Origin of the sequence: Carboxylicivirga marina (assembly GCF_016612505.1) — a bacterium.
GTDB lineage: Bacteria > Bacteroidota > Bacteroidia > Bacteroidales > Marinilabiliaceae > Carboxylicivirga > Carboxylicivirga marina.
Window position 1 is genome coordinate 14,960 of record NZ_JAENRR010000050.1, and the last position, 19,757, is coordinate 34,716.

General features: G+C 37.9%; 15 protein-coding genes. 14 read left to right on the forward strand and 1 reads right to left on the reverse strand.

The window, feature by feature from the left end:
- Positions 1 to 3: 3 nt before the first annotated feature.
- The 6 genes from JIV24_RS16930 (at position 4) to lpdA (ending at position 7,338) form a co-directional block, all read left to right on the forward strand.
- The gene (locus JIV24_RS16930) at positions 4 to 927 is read left to right on the forward strand and encodes a cation diffusion facilitator family transporter (protein ID WP_200466255.1); all 924 of its coding nucleotides are present in this window, start codon (positions 4 to 6) and stop codon (positions 925 to 927) included.
- A gap of 144 nt (positions 928 to 1,071) precedes the next feature.
- Entirely contained in the window at positions 1,072 to 2,157 is a 1,086-nt protein-coding gene (locus JIV24_RS16935; protein WP_200466256.1) for a DUF1573 domain-containing protein, read from the forward strand.
- Positions 2,158 to 2,227: 70 nt separating this feature from the next.
- Complete coding sequence (meaB, locus tag JIV24_RS16940) at positions 2,228 to 3,340, forward strand: methylmalonyl Co-A mutase-associated GTPase MeaB (RefSeq protein ID WP_200466257.1); 1,113 nt, start codon at positions 2,228 to 2,230, stop codon at positions 3,338 to 3,340.
- A 54-nt stretch (positions 3,341 to 3,394) separates the two neighbouring features.
- Positions 3,395 to 4,495 (forward strand): TlpA disulfide reductase family protein, encoded by a 1,101-nt coding sequence (locus JIV24_RS16945; RefSeq protein ID WP_200466258.1) that lies wholly within the window; start codon positions 3,395 to 3,397, stop codon positions 4,493 to 4,495.
- Positions 4,496 to 4,653: 158 nt separating this feature from the next.
- Positions 4,654 to 5,751 carry a TlpA disulfide reductase family protein gene (locus JIV24_RS16950; RefSeq protein ID WP_200466259.1) on the forward strand — a complete coding sequence of 366 codons (1,098 nt, stop codon included), beginning with the start codon at positions 4,654 to 4,656 and terminating at the stop codon, positions 5,749 to 5,751.
- 195 nt (positions 5,752 to 5,946) lie between these two features.
- Positions 5,947 to 7,338: a dihydrolipoyl dehydrogenase gene (gene lpdA, locus JIV24_RS16955; RefSeq protein ID WP_200466260.1), complete on the forward strand. Its 1,392-nt coding sequence runs from the start codon at positions 5,947 to 5,949 to the stop codon at positions 7,336 to 7,338.
- 156 nt (positions 7,339 to 7,494) lie between these two features.
- Here lpdA and JIV24_RS16960 read toward each other — a convergent pair whose 3' ends face one another.
- The gene (locus JIV24_RS16960) at positions 7,495 to 8,961 is read right to left on the reverse strand and encodes a sensor histidine kinase (RefSeq protein WP_200466261.1); all 1,467 of its coding nucleotides are present in this window, start codon (positions 8,959 to 8,961) and stop codon (positions 7,495 to 7,497) included.
- A 313-nt stretch (positions 8,962 to 9,274) separates the two neighbouring features.
- Here JIV24_RS16960 and JIV24_RS16965 point away from each other — a divergent pair, with 313 nt between their 5' ends.
- From JIV24_RS16965 to JIV24_RS17000, 8 genes are all read left to right on the forward strand, one after another.
- Positions 9,275 to 11,050 (forward strand): alanine/glycine:cation symporter family protein, encoded by a 1,776-nt coding sequence (locus tag JIV24_RS16965; RefSeq protein ID WP_200466262.1) that lies wholly within the window; start codon positions 9,275 to 9,277, stop codon positions 11,048 to 11,050.
- A gap of 8 nt (positions 11,051 to 11,058) precedes the next feature.
- Complete coding sequence (locus JIV24_RS16970) at positions 11,059 to 11,589, forward strand: RNA polymerase sigma-70 factor (RefSeq protein WP_200466263.1); 531 nt, start codon at positions 11,059 to 11,061, stop codon at positions 11,587 to 11,589.
- A gap of 73 nt (positions 11,590 to 11,662) precedes the next feature.
- Positions 11,663 to 12,646: a FecR family protein gene (locus tag JIV24_RS16975; RefSeq protein ID WP_200466264.1), complete on the forward strand. Its 984-nt coding sequence runs from the start codon at positions 11,663 to 11,665 to the stop codon at positions 12,644 to 12,646.
- Positions 12,647 to 12,814: 168 nt separating this feature from the next.
- Entirely contained in the window at positions 12,815 to 16,180 is a 3,366-nt protein-coding gene (locus JIV24_RS16980; RefSeq protein WP_200466265.1) for a TonB-dependent receptor, read from the forward strand.
- Between the two features lie 19 nt (positions 16,181 to 16,199).
- Complete coding sequence (locus JIV24_RS16985) at positions 16,200 to 17,699, forward strand: RagB/SusD family nutrient uptake outer membrane protein (RefSeq protein ID WP_200466266.1); 1,500 nt, start codon at positions 16,200 to 16,202, stop codon at positions 17,697 to 17,699.
- Between the two features lie 50 nt (positions 17,700 to 17,749).
- On the forward strand, positions 17,750 to 18,577 hold the full coding sequence (locus JIV24_RS16990; RefSeq protein ID WP_200466267.1) for a DUF4843 domain-containing protein: 828 nt from the start codon (positions 17,750 to 17,752) through the stop codon (positions 18,575 to 18,577).
- 38 nt (positions 18,578 to 18,615) lie between these two features.
- Positions 18,616 to 18,981: a LysO family transporter gene (locus tag JIV24_RS16995; RefSeq protein ID WP_200466268.1), complete on the forward strand. Its 366-nt coding sequence runs from the start codon at positions 18,616 to 18,618 to the stop codon at positions 18,979 to 18,981.
- A gap of 2 nt (positions 18,982 to 18,983) precedes the next feature.
- Complete coding sequence (locus JIV24_RS17000) at positions 18,984 to 19,589, forward strand: lysine exporter LysO family protein (protein WP_200466269.1); 606 nt, start codon at positions 18,984 to 18,986, stop codon at positions 19,587 to 19,589.
- The last annotated feature ends 168 nt before the right edge of the window (positions 19,590 to 19,757 follow it).

The window sequence follows — 19,757 nt, forward strand, 5'->3', positions numbered from 1 at the left end:
CATATGGGAGATCACCACCATCATAATGACTTAAAAGGAAGAAGCTTAATATTGACCATTTTTCTTAATGTAGCCATTACTATTGCTCAAGTAGTAGGTGCATTAATTAGCAATAGTTTATCATTATTGACTGATGCTCTCCATAACTTCTCTGATGTGATGGCGTTGCTTATTAGTTATATAGCTAATAAGTTATCGCTCCGAAACTACACCGCCAGAAAATCTTATGGTTATAAACGAGCCGAAATTTTAGCAGCTTTTCTAAATGCGACAACTTTATTGTTTGTTTCAGGGTATTTGATTTATGAAGCTATAGAACGCTTTTTTGAAACAGAAATAACATTGGTAGATGGAGTCTTAGTAGCTTGGTTAGCTGGTTTTAGCATAATAGCTAACGGTATTAGTGTTTTATTGGTAAAGAAACACTCCAAAAATAATATGAACATGCGCTCTGCTTATTTGCATCTGTTTTCAGATATGTTATCATCGGTGGCAGTTTTAATAGGTGGTTTGTTGATGCACTTTTATCAGATTACCTGGATTGATTCTCTTTTGTCTGTCATTATTGCAATTTATTTGATTATTGCCAGTTGGAACTTGGTTATGAAAACTTTAGGTGTGTTAATGCAATTTACGCCCACTTCGGTAGATGTTAAAAAACTATCAATTGCTGTAGCGAGTATTGAAGGTATCGACAATATTCATCATGTTCATGTATGGCAATTAAATGATAATGAGTTACACCTCGAAGGGCACCTCGACTTATCTGATAATATCACTGTTGAGCAGGCAAGTGTCTTAATTAGTCAGGTAAGAGAGCTTGTTCAGGATGATTTTGGTATTAACCACTGTACGCTTCAACCTGAATATGGTGTTAATGATGACAAGGCTCTTGTAGTGAACGAGGTTAGAGGAAAAGGGCATTAATAGCATGTTAAAATCTGTCATTGGGCATTAATAGCTTATATTTTATTTATAGATTTGCCTTTAATATTTAAAATAGCGTAACTCACTTGAATATTTACGCGTATTTATCGCTTATAAGCGAAGTAATTAAAACTTAACTTTACGATGAAGAAGTACATTATACTTTCTCTATTAGTGTTAATAGGAGTGAGCCAAATTGAGGCACAGCATGCAAAACCTAATCTGGCTTTTGAAAAAAACATCCACAATTTTGGTGAGGTAAAAGAGGATGGTGGTACAAAAACTTTCGAATTTAAATTTAAGAATACTGGCGGACAGCCGTTGGTTGTGCATAATGTAAAAGCTTCGTGTGGTTGTACAACACCACAATGGACTCGCACTCCAATTCCTCCCGGAGGCTCAGGTTATGTAAGAGCAATATTTGATCCCCGTAATCGTCCGGGTACATTTAATAAAACCATTACCGTTTCGTCCAATGCTCAAAATGCAACCATTATTTTACGTATTAATGGTAAAGTTTTGCCGCGCGAAATGACTACAGCCGATATCTATCCTCGTAATATGGAAAAAATTCGTTTGGAAACGTCTCATCTGGCATTTACGAGCATGACGCCAAATCAGGTAAAAGAAGAAAGTATAAAAATCATTAGTACCTCTGATAAAGCTATTAAATTGGGCTTCCTGAATGTCCCGTCTCATATTAAAATTAAATGTATTCCAGAGATTGTTCAGCCAGGTAAAGCAGCTGTTATTACAGCGAGCTATGATGCCAAAGCAAAAAATGACTGGGGTTTTGTAACAGATAATATTTTTATCATTTTTGACGATGTACGTAAATACTCCAATCGAATTACTGTAAGTGCATCAATTCAAGAGGATTTTGCATCATGGGATGCTGAAAAGATAAAAAACGCACCTGTTGTAAACATTTCTGAAAAGAATTGGAATTTCGGTGAAATAAAGCAAGGAGACGTTGTTAAACACCAATTTGAAGTGCAAAACACTGGGAAATCAGAGTTAATTATCCGTAAGGTGAAAGCGTCATGTGGATGCACAGCTATTAAGCCTGCCAAAACAATTCTGGCGCCTGGAGAATCTACTTTAATTGCAGCTGAATTTAATTCACGAGGAAAAAGTGGACGTCAAACCAAAACGGTAAGAATTGTTTCGAATGATCCGAAAAATACAACAATAACGTTGATGATTACCGGAAACGTAAAAATAAACTAAGACATCAGACATAACAAAAGAGATGGAGAGTAAAGTATACTCTCCTTTTCTTTATTATAGAGTATAAGCTATGGCGAATAATGACGAGCAGCACCACATAGAAAACGACCCTTCATTCAAAGGGTTAAAGGTGAATAAAGGGGTTGAGGATGCGCCATCTATTAATCCTAACGCGTCGAAACGCATTATAAAACGGAAAAAGCAGTTATCTGTTGATGAATATGTCACCGGCATTCTAGAAGGAAACGTGACCATTTTAAGTCGTGCTGTAACCATGGTTGAAAGTGCACGACCAGAACATCAGCAGCTGGCGCAGCAAATAATTGAAAGGTGTTTGCCATATGCGGGAAAAAGTATCCGATTAGGGATTACTGGTGTTCCGGGAGCCGGGAAAAGTACTTTTATCGAATCTATGGGTATGCATATTATCAAAAATGGTGGTAAGCTGGCTGTATTGGCCATTGACCCTTCGAGTGAGCGTTCCAAAGGAAGTATCCTTGGCGATAAAACCCGAATGGAGAAGTTATCAGGTGAAAAGGATGCCTATATTCGTCCTTCCCCTTCAGCTGGTTCATTAGGTGGAGTGGCTCGTAAAACACGTGAGACTATTATATTGTGCGAAGCGGCAGGCTTTGATACCATTTTCATAGAAACAGTAGGTGTTGGCCAGTCAGAAACAGCGGTGCATTCAATGGTGGATTTCTTTTTATTGCTGATGTTGGCAGGAGCTGGTGATGAGCTGCAAGGCATTAAAAGAGGAATTATGGAAATGGCCGATGCCATTACAATTAATAAAGCAGATGGTGAAAATATAAATAAAGCAAAACTGGCTCAGACTGAGTATAAAAGTGCCTTGCATTTATTCCCGCCAACCAAGTCCGGATGGACACCTGAAGTAAAAACTTGTTCATCGCTTTACCATAAAGATGTGGATAAAATTTGGGACATGGTACTAGAATATGTTTCTTTGACCAAAGAAAATGGGTATTTCGAAGGAAATAGGCGTTCGCAAGCCAAATATTGGATGTACGAAAGTATAAACGAACAATTACGTAATAATTTCTATCATCATCCGTTGATAAAAGATGCCTTAAATACCAATGAAAAGCAGGTATTGAATGACGAGAAAAGTTCATTTATGGCAGCTAAAGATTTATTGGATAATTATTTTAAAAACATATAGTTGTTGTCTGACGAGATGAGACAATAAATAACTTGAAAATTAAAAAACATACACATGAAAAAAGTTTTGTTAGCAATCTTTGGTGTTGCATTATTGGTTGCTTGTCAGCCAAAATCTTATGAAGTTACTGGATCACTTGAAGGTGCTACATCTGAAAGAGTTATTTTAAAGAAAATAAGAAAAGGCCAGCCTGTTGATATTGATACAACAGAAATGGTTGATGGTGTATTTAAATTTACAGGAAGCTTAGATGCCCCTGAATTATATTTTGCCATGGTTGATGGTAAGCAGCAACCAGCCGTATTTTTTGTTTCGAATGATAAGATTACACTAACTGGTAATGTTGATAAATTATCAGAGGTAGAGGTTTCAGGTTCTGAATTAACCGATATTTTAACTGGATTTAACGAAGGTGTTCCGGGACAGGATAGAAGTAAAGAGCTTCAGCAGGAATATCAGATGGCTTATATGAGCCAGGATAAAGACAAGCAAAAGTTGATTGAAGAAGAGATGCAATCAATTATGGAAGATCAACGTGCTTATTTCAAGAACTTTGTTGATCAAAACATAGGCAACGAATGCGGATTATTTTTAGCCATGAATATGGCTCAGTCGCAAGAACTGGAAGAGTTACGTGAGCTAATTGCTAAGTTTGAGCCAACCATGTCTGAGCATCCTTATTTTAAAGAGATGAAGGAGTTTTTAGGGCCGTTGGAAGAGTTTGAGAAATCACAGGCTGCTACAGCTGAGGGTGCTGTTGCTCCTGATTTCACTTTAAAAAGTGTAGACGGGCAGGATGTAGCGCTAAACAGCTTTAAAGGGAAATATGTATTAATCGACTTCTGGGCGAGCTGGTGTCAGCCTTGTCGTCAGGAAAATCCAAATGTTGTAAAAGCCTATGAGGCCTTTAATGCTAAAGGATTTGAAGTTGTAAGTGTATCTGTGGATCAGGATCAGGCAGCTTGGAAAAAAGCTATTGAAGAAGATGGTTTAACATGGACGCAATTAATAGCTGATGAAGCATCAGGTGTTGCAAATGCCTATGGAATTCAGAGTATCCCAAGTACTTTCTTACTTGATAAAGACGGTAAGATTGTAGCAAAAAACCTACGTGGAGCAGCATTGGAAGAGAAATTAGCTGAGTTACTTAATTAAGTAATAGTCTACGATAATATAAGAGCCATCTCTATTGAGGTGGCTTTTTTTTTGACATATTTTGATATGTACATTTGTGCAAGTATATTTAAGCTCTCATATTAAACAACCTGGGTTATTGCTCCTATAAGTTCAATAACCTAAAAAAGATTCATCAAATGAAAAATCTATTCTTCTCTGCCTTAGCTGCAGTGATTTTGTTGGCATCATGTCAACCAACGGCACCAAGTTTTAACTTGAGCGGTAAACTGGATGGTGCTGCTGATAAAGTAGTAGTATTAAGCATCTACGATAAAGATGGTGTGAATGTAAAAGATACCTTAACAATAACTGAAGGTGTTATCAACTATTCAACCGAGTTAAGCGAACCTGTATTTGTAATGATTGGTGAAGCCGGAACGCGAAATACATTAAACTTCTTCGCCGAAAATGTGGATTACACACTTAATGGTACCTTGGAAACAATTGCAGAGGCTGAAGTAACAGGTGGTGCAGTTTATAATGTATATAAGTCAGTAAGTGAAGCTGATAAAGAAGCACGTGAAAAAAATGCAGAGTTGAAAAAAGCATACGGCGAAGCCGGACAAGCGGGTGATACAACAAAGCAAAAAGCAATTTATGATGAGTATCAGGCTAACCAGGAAGCTTTTGAAAAAGTTCAGGCGGAAGTGGTGGAAGTTAACCCGGCATCTCCTGCTGCAGCATTCATTGTTTTTAACATGTATCGACACAGAGGTATCGAGGAAATGAAAGAAGGTTTGGCTATGTTGGATGCTTCTTTGGCTACATCAACTTATTATATCGCTCTAAGCGAAAAGATTGAAAAGCTGGAAGCTGTTGCCGTTGGTCAGATGGCTCCTGATTTTACCATGAATGATACAGAAGGAAACCCTGTTTCTTTATCATCATTTAAAGGAAAATATTTATTGGTAGATTTCTGGGCTAGCTGGTGTGGTCCTTGTCGTCGCGAAAATCCTCATGTTGTTGAACTTTACACAGAGTTTAAAGATAAAGGATTTGATATTTTAGGCGTATCCCTTGATCAAAAGAAAGATGCTTGGTTAAAGGCTATTGAAGATGATAAGTTAACATGGAGCCACGTTTCTGACCTAAAAGGTTGGGGTAATGAAGCTGCTAAATTATATGCTGTTTCAGGTATTCCTCACACAGTATTACTTGATAAAGAAGGTAAAATTATTGCCAAGAATCTTCGTGGTGATGAACTTCGCGCTAAAGTAGCAGAATTGTTGAACTAATATAATTAGTTTAAAATAAGTCAAAAAGGAGGCCTTGAGCCTCCTTTTTTTATTTAAAGAGTGATATTTGTCGTTTTCTTTCAAACTCTTGAGCTCTAATTTTGTTTATGTAATCGATGTCAATTTTTATGACTTAAGATTTTTTATACATTTGTTATTTTAAATTTGTCTAAATAAGAAATAAAATATAATAAAATGAATTACGATTTAGTAGTTATCGGTAGTGGTCCTGGTGGATATGTAGCGGCAATCAGAGCTTCTCAATTAGGATTAAAAGTAGCTGTTGTTGAACGCTCCGAATTAGGTGGTATTTGCCTTAACTGGGGGTGTATTCCAACAAAATCATTACTAAAGAGTGCCAATGTATTTGAATACTTGAAGCACGCCGCTGATTATGGAATTAATATTGATGGCGAAGCATCTGCCGATTTCGAAGCCATGGTGAAAAGAAGCCGTGGAGTGGCAGATAGCATGAGTAAAGGTATTCAATTCTTATTTAAGAAGAACAAAATTGAAGTGATTCAGGGAACCGGAAAACTACTTGGAAATAAGCAGGTAGAGGTTTTAAATGAAGCAGGTGAGAAGGCTGTTTATACGGCTGAACACATTCTTTTGGCTACAGGAGCTCGCAGTCGTCAATTGCCTAATTTACCGCAAGAAGGTGAAAAGGTAATCGGATACCGGAAGGCTTTAACGCTTGATAAGCAACCTGAATCGATGATTGTAGTAGGTTCAGGGGCTATTGGAAGTGAATTTGCCTACTTCTATAACGCAATTGGCACAAAAGTAACTTTGGTTGAATATATGCCAAACATCGTTCCGGTTGAAGATGAAGAAGTCTCAAAGCAGCTAGGCCGCTCGTTTAAAAAAGCAGGCATTAAGGTGATGACAAAAGCTGAAGTAACACAAGTTGATACTTCAGGCGATAAGGTAAAAGTGGTTATCAAAACCAAAAAAGGTGAAGAAAACCATGAGGCTGATATCGTTTTGTCAGCTGTTGGTATTGCGCCAAATATTGAAAACTTAGGACTTGAAGAAGTTGGAGTTCAAATAGAGAATGGCCGTGTAAAGGTTGATGAGTACTATCAAACAACTGTTCCCGGTGTGTATGCCATTGGCGATATTGTTCCAGGTCAGGCTCTGGCTCACGTAGCATCTGCAGAAGGCATTATTTGTGTTGAGAAAATAACCGGTCATAATCCTGAACCATTGGATTACGGTAATATTCCTGGATGTACTTATACGTCTCCTGAAGTTGCATCTGTGGGAATGACAGAGAAAGCAGCGAAAGAAGCCGGGCACGAATTAAAAGTAGGTAAATTTCCTTTTTCAGCATCAGGTAAGGCAAGTGCCGCTGGTCATAAAGATGGTTTTGTGAAGCTGATTTTTGATGCCAAATATGGTGAATTGTTAGGCGCTCATTTAATTGGTACTAACGTTACTGAAATGATTGCCGAATTGGTGACTGCTCGAAAGCTTGAAACAACAGGCCATGAGCTAATCAAGGCGGTTCATCCACACCCAACGATGTCAGAGGCTGTTATGGAAGCAGCAGCTGCTGCCTATGATGAAGTGATTCATATCTAAAATGATATAAGACGAATACAAGTGGAGGCTATCAATTATTGGTAGCCTTTTCTTTTTGAAATATATTGGACGCTAGTAATATCCCAAGTACTATGTGGCAAGTGAAGTGGTGACCTAAAACAATACAATAGTCATGCAATAAAACTTATTATAACGTTAATTTTCGTTTTCCTGATTGATTCTCGGAAAGGCAATAATAAAAGTGCTGCCTTTACCTACTTCACTTTCAATGCGTATTTGAGCGTTGTTTTTCTCTGCCAGCTCTTTACAAAGCAAAAGACCCAAGCCAGTACCAGGTTCATTATTTGTTCCTGGTGTTGAAATGTTGTTTTCAATATTAAATAATCGGCTTATTTGCTCTTTCGTCATGCCAATGCCTGAATCTTTTATTTTCAAAAGGTCAAAATTATCATCCTTATCGGTAGTAATACCAATGGTCCCTTCATTGTTTGTGTACTTAATGGCATTGCTTAATATATTGCGCAAAATGGTTTTAATCATGTTGCTGTCTGTACATACTGTCGCCATCGGATCAACATCATTAATAAGATTGATTTGCTTGCGAGCAATATTATGCGAGAGTAACGATTGAGCTTCAAGCACCATGGTTGCCAATCGTACGGGTGTTATCTCGCTTTTTACAAGTTCACCTTGTTGTTTGGACCAGTCCAGTAAATTACCAAGTAAGTCAAGTCCTTGATGAGCTGAGTGTTGAATGGTTTTTAAGATTTCTCTTATATCTTCTTTTTCATACTGGCGATAGTCCGAAAGAATTAGATCGATAATGGATGTTTGTGCAGCAAATGGTGATTTTAAATCATGACCAATAATGCTAAAAAGTTTGTCTTTAGTCTTGTTAGCCTGTTGTAATTCCTCTTTTTGATGTTCAATCAGTGCTTTTTGATCAGCCAGTTTTTTGTTTAAGCGTTGTTCTTTACGCAATTGTAATGTGGCTAATTCATTTTTCTGTTTTTCTAAAGCCAAACATAGTTCAGAGCTTCTTTTAAGGTTTATAGTTGCAAGATGCTTCTCATTTAATCGATTAATCATTTTAGGAATACTGTATAAAAAGTAGCCCATAACTAATAGATAGGCACTTTTATAAGTTTGACCAGCCCAATTGGCTGAAGCCACCTTTTCAAGAAGTTCAGGTTCTATAGCAGGGTATCGAATGGCATAAATGATATTAAAACAAATGACTGAATAAACAGCAGAGAATATCACCAAACGTTTATCATACCTTAATACCGATAATAGAATCAGAACAGGATACAAATATATTGATGCGGCTGTAGTGACAGCAATGGGTTTGAATAAGAATGAATAATTAAAAATATGAACTGATAATATAGTAATATCTATACTTGATGATAAAAAGCGAATCCAGGTAGCACTTCCATATTTGCGCAACAGGATGTTTAAAATGGCATTGTAAAAGATATAGAATGTAGCTAATAAGAGTGATGTTAAAGCTCTGTCTGTATCACCAGAAAAGTAAATGTAAGCTATAAATACAAGGATTACAGAGATTAACACCCAGCGAAATTTAATAACTTCTTGTTCGCCCCATACGGCGTCCTCTTTAAAGAGCCGGGTAAAATGTTCGGTGTTAGGTTTTTGCATAAACTAGAGTTAGACAAACAAAATTAGTCTATTTTTCAATTTCGCCAACTTACCGTTTGGTAAATTCAAAACATCTTTACTATAAGTATGGGGCTTGAAGGCAATGTTATCATGTTAAATAGTTTACTTCTTCGTGATAACTAAAAAATAAATGCCTATATGTGAGTGGCTTGTGAGATAGTCACAATTTTTATTCGTAAAATATGACAATCTATTATTGGTTAATAATCTAAAAAATTTGTTTTTATCACGCTCAAAACCAATATTTGTTGTTGAAATCTACAAAACACATAAAAACTAACTTCTAAAATCTATGCAGGCATTAAACGATTTTTTGCTATTGATCGATTCGTATATCGGTAGTCACATTTGGTTTGTACTTTTGCTTTTAGGTACAGGTATTTTCTTTACGATATACCTAAAATTCCCTCAAATACGTTTTTTCAAATATGCCATTAGAATTGTTCAAGGTAAGTTTGATAAGGAAGATGATGAAGGTGATACATCACATTTTCAGGCCTTGACCACAGCGCTTTCGGGAACGGTAGGAACCGGTAATATAGCCGGTGTAGCATTTGCTGTTCACTTAGGTGGGCCTGCTGCTTTGTTCTGGATGTTAGTGACTGCCATGTTTGGTATGACGACCAAATTTGTGGAAGTTACCCTATCGCATAAATACCGAGAAAAAGCTCAGGATGGCTCCATTGCAGGTGGTCCGATGTATTTTATGCGTAAACGTTTAAATATTAGTACCAAATCAGGAAAAACAATAAAGACCGGTTATTGGATTGCCGGTATTTTTGCCATCGCAACCATATTATCTTCATTTGGTACCGGAAGTTTGCCACAAATAAACAGTATTTCCAATTCGTTGTTTTCGACTTTTGGCATACCGCACATGGTCACCGGATTGGTACTGGCTATATTATTAGCTTTCGTTATCATTGGTGGTATTAAGCGCATTGCTAAGGTTACATCACGATTGGTACCGGCTATGGCTTTGATCTATTTCATTGGGGCAATGGCCGTCATTTTATTCAATTATGAGAATATCTGGCCATCAATTCAATCAGTTGTAGGCGATATCTTTACAGGTTCATCGGCCACAGGGGGATTCCTTGGAGCGACCATCGCATTTGCCTTTAACCGGGGTGTGAACAGGGGCTTATTTTCTAACGAAGCTGGACAGGGATCGGCACCAATTGCTCACGCCGCTGCCAAAGCACATGAGCCTGTATCAGAAGGTATGGTAGCTTTACTTGAACCATTCATTGATACCATAATCATTTGTACGCTTACTGGTTTTGTTCTATTGTCCTCAGGAGTTTGGAGTGAAAAGATTGATAATCGATTTCAATTAGCTGATTTACAGGTTTTAAATACTAATGAGGTGAGCGATCAAACGGATGAAGGAAAAATGACGCTTAGCGATCATATAAGTGGCGAAGAGTCATTGCCTTTGTTTAGTGGACAAATTGGCGTTAAAGATGGAAAGATTAGTTCGCCTGTAACGATGATACATGCCCGTTCATTGGCTGAAGATGTAAAAGTAAAGAAAGGAAATACCTTATATAACGGACAGCTTAATGTAAGCAATGGTAATATTGTTATAAAGGATGAGCATCAGAGTTTGATTGAACGCATTAAGTCGCAATTTACCCAAAGTGGAAATAATCAAATTATCATTGAAGGAAAGTCACTCATCCATAGTGCGCCCTTAACAGCAGTAGCTTTTACTAAAAGTTGGTTCGGACAGTTTGGTCAGTATATAGTATCCATTGGTTTGTTATTATTTGCCTTTTCTACCGCTATTTCGTGGTCATATTATGGCGATAGGGCAGTAACCTATCTGTGGGGTTCAAAGTATGTTATTTGGTATCACTTTGTGTATGTCATTGGCTTTTTTGTTGCATCGTTTGTCGATACTACCATTATTTGGACCTTATCGGGTATTACCATTGCATTAATGACGATTCCAAACCTCTTTGGTTTGTTGTTTCTACATAAAGAAATGAAGAGTGATGTGAAGCGCTTTTGGAAAGAATATAAGCAACGTTTTCCTGAAGAGAAGAATGTGCCACAAGACTAAGAAGTTGAATGTCTAGTACAGTTAGTATTAAATCTAAGAAGGAATTTGAAGCTTTCTTTAAGCTTCACTATAGTGATATGGTACGGTATGCCAATAAGTTTGTATACCGTACCGATGTAGCAACTGATATCGTACAAGAAGCTTTTATTAAACTGTGGGAAGCAAGAGAGACGCTTTTGCTTACAGTGTCTGTAAAGGCCTACTTGTACAAAATTATTTACAACCTGAGTTTAAATTACATTGAGCAGATTAAGGTTCACGCGCGTCATCATGAATCAATTTATACCGACCTGATGCAATTGGAAGTGGATTATTACAAAGATGAAAAGAGTTTGCTACAGGAAGAGCGATTAGTGTTACTTCGCAAAATGCTCAAAGAATTACCCAAGAACTGTTATGAGGTTATTGATCTTAGTCGACTTCAGGGGCTAAAAAACAAAGAAATTGCTAATAAAATGAAATTGCCATTGCGAACAGTGGAAACACGTATTTATCGATGTATTAGCAAATTAAAAGATCTCGCTCATCGGGCGGGATAATTATTTTCAAATTTTTCATATAAATTGACGTAGTTTAGGTTTTTCAACTGTCACTAGCATAGAACAACGACAGATGAAAGAACTAAACGATATAGAATCCATTATTATTCGAAGTCTTGACAGGACAGCTTCAGAAACTGAACTGGCTGTACTAAAAGAGTGGCTGCATAATTCGGATGAAAATAAGACCTTGTATTTTCAGATAAAGGATGTGTGGGATTCGACAGCAGATAATCAAATGCCTTCTGAAACATTAGCATGGAAGCAATTGCAAAGTAAATTGCCTTCAAAATCAATATTGCCTTTATGGGCAAAAGAGTTGGTGAAGGTGGCTGCTGTAGCAGTTTTGGTAGCTATTACTACATATGCCATTTTCGAAATGCCTGAAACTGTACAAAAGAACCCTAGTTATGCAACAGTTATTGTTCCCAATGGCTCACAAACAACCGTAGAATTGGCAGATGGAACTACTGTCAGATTAAACTCTGGCTCTGAGTTAAGCTACCCAAGTGTATTCGGAGAAGAACTTCGCGAGGTAACTTTAAAAGGTGAAGGATATTTTTCGGTTAAACATGATAAAGAGCACCCATTCGTGGTGTCTACAAATGATTTGGAAGTGAGGGTGCTTGGTACTGAATTTAATGTGATGGCTTATGATGATGCTGATTACATTGAAACAACTTTGGTTAAAGGAAGTGTTTCGCTGAATAAAAAGGGAGCCAGCTATCGCAATGGCGTTATTTTAAAGCCAGGGCAGAAAGCTATTTACCAAAATGGTCAGTTAGCCATTAACAAGGCCAATGTGGAGTTAGTAACCAATTGGATGAAAAAAGGATTGTATTTTCAGCGAACTAGCCTCAAAGAGTTAGCACAAAGACTTGAGCGCTGGTATGATGTGGATATTATCCTGAGTAACGAAATGGATGATTTAACCTTTACTGGTAAATTTAGAAATAACGAAACAATATGGCAGATTCTGGATGTGATAAAAATGACGACACCAATTGATTATAAGGTAAAAGAAGATAAAATTTATATAACTCAAATAAACGAATAGCCTATGATATAGGGCCATAAACAAAAATGACCAGAGTGATGCGGCAACATTACTCCGGTCCGATAATTTTAAAACAAGTTTAAAAGTAAATCATTCAAAAGTATGAAAAAAAAATTGAATGGCATGAGGCATATTGTGTCATGTCTTAACCCAAAATTTTGGAAGATTATGAAACTGACAGTAGTTTTAATGATTTTCGGAATGGTTCAGATATCTGCGACTACCTATTCGCAGAATGTGAAACTAAACCTTAAACGCGGTCAAAATACACTGCAACATGTGTTTAATGAGATCGAAAAGCAATCTACATTTACTATTTTTTATCAGGATGACATGGTTAATCTCGATAAAGAAATCACTCAAAGTATTGAGGGGGGAGAGCTGATTGAAGTGCTTGATTTGGCACTGCAAGGAACAGGCTTGACCTATAAAATTAATGAGAAAATCATCATTATTTTAGAAGAACAAAACTCTCGTGCCATACAGCAGGATGTGAGCATAACGGTAAAAGGTAAAGTGATAGGCCTTGATGGTGAGGCTTTACCTGGAGTTAATGTTTTTATCGAAGGAACCACGACTGGTACCATTACCAATATCGATGGGGAGTATGAATTAACGGTTGCTGATGGTAATAATATCGTCTACTCTTTTATTGGCTTCGAAACCCAGGTTATCGCGGTTAACGGGCGCTCTCAAATTGACATTACGCTTGTTGAAGAGTCAATTGGGTTAAATGAGGTTGTAGCCATTGGTTATGGCGTTCAGAAAAAGAGTGATTTAACAGGTGCTGTGGCAAGTGTTAAAAGCGATAAACTGACAAAGGTAGCTGTTTCTAACCCGGCAGAAGCACTGCAGGGACGTATGGCTGGTGTTAGTATTACTGCCATTGGCGGTGGTCCGGGAGCCGGTATGGATATCAAAATTCGTGGCGCCAGTACTTTAAATGATAATGATCCATTGGTCATTATTGACAATGTACCAGGTAGTATGTATATGCTTAATCCTGCAGATATTGAGTCTATTGAGGTATTGAAAGATGGAGCTGCAGCGGCTATTTATGGTACAGAGGCTGCCAATGGTGTTATTTTAATTACTACCAAAAAAGGTAAAGAAGGAAAGCTTAGTGTTGATGTATCGGCTAAATGGGCCAGCCAGGTGCAAACTTCACAGCTGGATATGGCAAATTCTGAGCAGTACATGCAAATTGCTAATGCTATGTATGATAATAATCCGGACGAAGATAAGCCGAAGTATTTGACAGAGCCATATTACTATAATACAGACTGGTTAGGCGCGGTTTTTCGTAATGCTCCTATGCAGGAATATAATGTAAATTTCAAAGGCGGTACAGAGCATGCACAATATTATGTTTCTGCTGGTTGGTTAGATCAGGAAGGAACTATTATTGGTACTAACTTTCAAAAAGCAAACCTACGCTCCAAAATTGATTTCTCAGGCGAGTGGTTAAAAGGAGGTATTAATATTAGTTACAACGAAACAGAACAGGATCAAATGTCATTGAGCATCAAGGAAACGTATGAATTCTTGCCAATGGTACCTGTTTACGACGATTCAAGAGAAAGTGGTTTTGGTTACCCGAATACCGATGAATTAGGTATGCCAGCTAATAATAATCCTGTTGGTCGTGAGCATTATGTTGATAGTCAGTATCGCGATGAGTATTTGTCAGCTAATGGTTATCTGACCTTTGATATCATGAAAGGTTTAAATTTTCGTTTTGAGGCAGGTTTGAATAATAGTAACCGTCATTCATTCTCACACAACCCTTCTTATAATATCAACGATAAGGAAGAGGTGTTTTACCCATCTGTTTACGAATGGAGATATAATTGGCGTGAAATTAACATCAATAACATTCTTACCTACGACAGAACAATTGGTAAGCATAAAATTGGTTTGATGGCTGGTTATGTGACGAAAAAAACAACCACTGATTATGTTGATGCCAGTATTACTGGTTTTAAAAATGAGTACAGTGCAGAACTAAATGAAGATGGTGATGCCGTATTAGTGACCGATGAAGTAGCTACTGGCTTCCTCGATGAAATGTTTAATACCATTAACGCTGGTATGGATGGAACAAAGGATGTTGGTGGCACCAGAACGGAATATACACGTGCATCGGTTATCGGACGTCTGAATTACTCTTACAACGATCGCTATTTGCTACAGGCCACTGTTCGACGTGATGGTTCATCTAAATTCGGACCTGATTCACGTTATGGTACTTTCCCTTCTGTAGCATTGGGTTGGAGAATGTCAGAAGAAGGCTTTATGCAGGATATAGAGTTTTTAAGCAACCTTAAGTTACGTGGTAGTTATGGTATCCTTGGTAACGAGGGAAGTCTAGGATTGTACCGCTACTTGCCATTAATGAGTAGTTACACATATGAGTTTGGTGCTTATTCAAAAGGACGCGGAGAATCAGTTTGGACTGGTACCATTTCTCGCGACCTTGAAAATCGTGAGTACCGGTGGGAAAAAACAGCGACAATGAATATTGGTGTCGACTTTGGTTTCTTCAATAATAAATTATCAGGTGGTTTAAACTACTACGATAATAAAACAAGTGATATGTTGGTTAATAAGCCGATACCTCCATCGGCAGGACTACGAACGCCTACAGTTAACTTTGGTGAAATGGTCAACAGTGGAGTAGAGCTGGAACTGAATTACCAAAACAGTCTTGGAGAATTCAATTACTCACTATTTGGTTCGTTGAGTACAACGAAGAATGAAGTGACTAAAATGGGTAGTGAAGACGAGAGTATTGCAGGTGCTGCCTTGAATTATTCTGAGCATTTTGCACACCAAACAAAGGTTGGTTATGCCTTAGGTTCATACTGGTTGTATCAAATGGGTGGTATTTTCCAAAATGATGGCGAAGTACAGGCTCATACCAATAGTGAAGGAACTGTCATTCAGCCGGATGCCAAGCCCGGTGATATTCGATTTAAAGACATAGATGATGACGGAAAATTAACTCCTGATGATAAAGCTTTCAGCGGGGTTGGTATACCTAAGTATAACTTTAGTTTTAGTATTGATGCCTCATACAAGTCATTTGACCTGTCGGTATTAATGCATGGTGCCGGAGGTCATAAGATTTACAATGGTAACCGTTATTACTATGAGTCAATGCGTACTAATCGTAATATGTTTGCTTCGACTTTAAATGCCTGGTCTCCAGATAATACCAATACTAACATACCAAGAGCTGTTATTGGTGACCCAAGTCAGAATAGCCGTGAGTCAACGCGCTTTCTTGAAGATGGTGACTTTATGAGAATTAAGAATATTCAGTTAGGCTATACGGTGCCTTCTTCTCTAACTCAGCGTATTAAAATTAATAAGGCCAGAGTTTATGTGAGTGGGCAGAACTTATTTACGTTCACTAAATACTCAGGTCAGGATCCTGAGATTGGAAGAAGTGATGTGTGGAGTCCTGGGCTTGATACAGCCTTATACCCAATTTCGAAAATGTACATCGTAGGTGTGCAATTGAGTTTCTAACCCCCAAAAGAATAATACAATGAAGAAATATATAATTATTTGCTTATTAGCAATTATACCATTCACCTGGGGATGTGAGGATGATTTCCTGACAACAACACCAGATGATCAACTTACTGTTGAGGCTTTTTATCGTAATGTAACAGATGCCGAGGCAGCCTTAGCTACAGTCTACGCGCAGATTGGTGCTGGCGATCGTTGGAATGTAACAGAGGTAAACTTTGTGGTGGAGCATTTTCGTTCTGACATGTGTATGCCTGGTCCTGACCGATATGCCGACTGGACAGCTATTTCAACATTTACTAATACCGCAGGTAACTCTCGTTCGACAACCTATTGGTGGGATGCTTATCGTGGCTTAAACCATGCTAATCAAGTAATCGAGAAGGTAGGCGAAATGACAGATGATAAAATCACACCTGAAGAGCGTGCGCATATCGTTGCTGAAGCAAAGTTTCTAAGAGGCTTTTTGCATTTCCGGGTATTGAATAACTGGGATCAAGTGATTCTTCAGGATGCAGCTCCTACTAGTGAAGAGGATTTAGCTAAACCTTTGAGCGATCGAGCTGCTGTGTGGGCTTTGGTTGAGCAGGATTTTAAAGATGCAGCAGCTGTTTTGCCGGCTTCATATGATAATTCAAATGTAGGACGTGCTACCAGGGGTGCTGCTATTGGGTATTTAGGTAAAGCCTACCTGCATCAGGCCAAATTTACCGAAGCGGCTGCCGAACTTAAGAAGTTGGTTGTTGATGGTGTTGGAAGTTATGAGTTGGTAAGTAATTTCATGAGTAACTTCGATGGCTCTAATGAAAACAATAAGGAATCTGTCTTTGAAATTCAATATTCTTCAGTGCGCTCAAATGGCCGTCATATTGGACATGTAACTGGTAAATTCACGTCAGCACCTGAAACAGGTGGATGGGGAAATATTGAGGCGACACAGAACATGGTATCTGAGTTTAAATCTGAAGGAATGATTGCTAATACTGGCAAATATGATTCACGTTTATATGCTACCTTGTTTTTTGATGATGCTGATGTTGATGTCTTCGGCCAGAGTTTTGAGGATGTTTTCGGTACTGGTTCTGACAGGGCAATTTATCGCAAATTTACCTTAAGCGATATTGTAGAAAGTGATAATGCTGCCTGGTATTCGTCGCAAAATGTGCCTGTTATGCGCTATGCTGATGTGTTGTTGATGTATGCTGAAGCTTTAAACGAAACTGGTACTGCAGATGCGGCTAAACCATTTATTGATGAAGTAAGACAACGTGCTGATATGCCTGCATTGCCTGCTGGTTTATCAAAGGATGACATGCGTAATCGTATTATGCACGAAAGAGCTGTTGAATTAGCTTACGAAGGACACCGCTTCTTCGATTTACGTCGATGGGGAACATCTATTCTTGAAAATAAAATGCAGAATAGTGGTAAACCGGGAGCTGATAATTTCAATCTGAGCTCACATGCCTTTTTCCCAATTCCAGAGGCAGAAACAAATACCAATGGAGCTTTATAAGCATTAATAATCAGGAGCCACACAAGGTGGCTCCGTCTAAAATGTAAACTATGAAGACGTTTAAAAAATCTATATACCTGTTACTTATTTTGCCCTTATTTGCGTCATGCGAAGTAGACGGCTTATTTGATATTGAGCAGGAATCAACAGTAATACAGCTTGATCAGGAAAAGTATGCAGCTAACTTTTTAGTGGTAGATGGTGAAGTGACAGAAACGCAAGATGAAATAGAGTTTGTTACTTTCGGAAAGAAACTATCTTATGATGTTAAAATTAACATCGCAATTGATCAGACAGAAACAACTGCTAGTCCTGATATGTATGAACTCGTGTCGACAACTATTACATTGCCGGCTAATAGTTCAAGGGTGGCATTGCCTATTACATACAATACAGAGTCATTACCTAATGGAGAGTCAGTAAAAATTGTATTCAAAATCGAAAGTGTCGATAACAATCTGCGCTTACATCCTAAACCATCCGTTATAACCATACAGAAAGCACAATTTGATATTGCGCAATTTATTGGTAAATACGATTATATGGCTGATGGTTGGTCGCGTGATTATGGTGAATTAAGAAGAACTGATGATCCTTTTGTATATGAGATGTACGGTTTCTGGGGTGTTGAAAGATGGATGCCTTGTAATCTTGATATTTCAAACCCTGAGGCCATTAAGTTATATTTTCCCAAAGGGGATTTATTAGATCCGGGTTGGGATGATAAAGGAGCCTGGTGGTTTGCTCGTGATTGTATTGGAGTTTTGGATTATGAGAATTCTCTAATCGACTACATTCAATTCGATTATGTTACAGATGACGACACAACTGGTTCATTTCCATGGTGCGAAGAAACCTGCCAAATGGTAAGAAAATAATATAATCTGAGTTTAAACTTAGATTAAAAGCGTGTGATTTGGATTTATTATTTGATGCGGGCCCGCAAAGGTGGGCTCGTTTCATTTTAATCAATGAATATACTATTTTTGAGGTCATGACTTCATACATTGTTATTGCTTTGTTTGCAATTGGTATTGGTATTGGTTGGCTCATGCAATCAAAAGAAAGAGCACGTAAAGGCATCGATACTGCTGTTACCTGGTCGGTTTACCTCTTGCTATTTCTGTTGGGCATATCTGTAGGTACCAATGATGAGATTATTAATAACTTCTCACGCATTGGATACAAGGCCTTTTGGTTAACATTTGGTGCTGTTTTTGGTAGTATTCTTTTAGCCATGCTGGTTTATCGCTTCTTTTTTAAAACCCAAAACGAAAAATAGCGATGAAAGGAAGTTTAGTAATTCTTGCCTTTTTTACTGTGGGCTTAATAGGAGGTATTTACAGTGTTTTTCCCGATTGGCTGCTCAATGAAGATTTAACAACTTACGCCTTATTCGTTTTAATGTTTTTAGTCGGTATCAGTATTGGGAGCGACAAAAATGCTTTTTACGTTTTGCGAAAGCTTAATTTTAAGGTTGTGTTAGTGCCGTTAACAGTAGTGGTTGGAAGCCTGGTGGGTACTTCACTCATATCTATTTTATTAAGCGATATTAATGCTAAAGAAGCAATGGCTGTAGGAGCAGGCTTTGGATACTATTCGCTCTCCAGTATTTTCATTGGTCAAATGCATAGTCAGGAACTGGGTGTCATTGCCTTACTCTCAAATATCTTCAGAGAAATCATTACTTTGTTGGCTGTTCCTATTCTGGTTAAATACTTTGGTAAATTGGCAGGTATTGCCACCGGAGGAGCCACTGCCATGGATACGACTTTACCAATAATCGTTAAGTATACCGGTAAAGAGTACGGTATTATTGCCATATTTAGTGGCATCATTTTAACCATTTTGGTGCCAGTCTTGGTCACAATGATTCTGGAGTTTTTATAAATACGTGGTTATTGTCGGCCACTAACAGTCTAATCCTAAGAATATAAAATCATAGGGATGCAAAAAATACTTCTTCTTTGCGGCCTTTGGCGTATAGGCCTCCGCAATGACGTATAGTTTGTTATGATAAAACTTTGAAGTTTTGTATCCATATTTTCAATAAAAAGG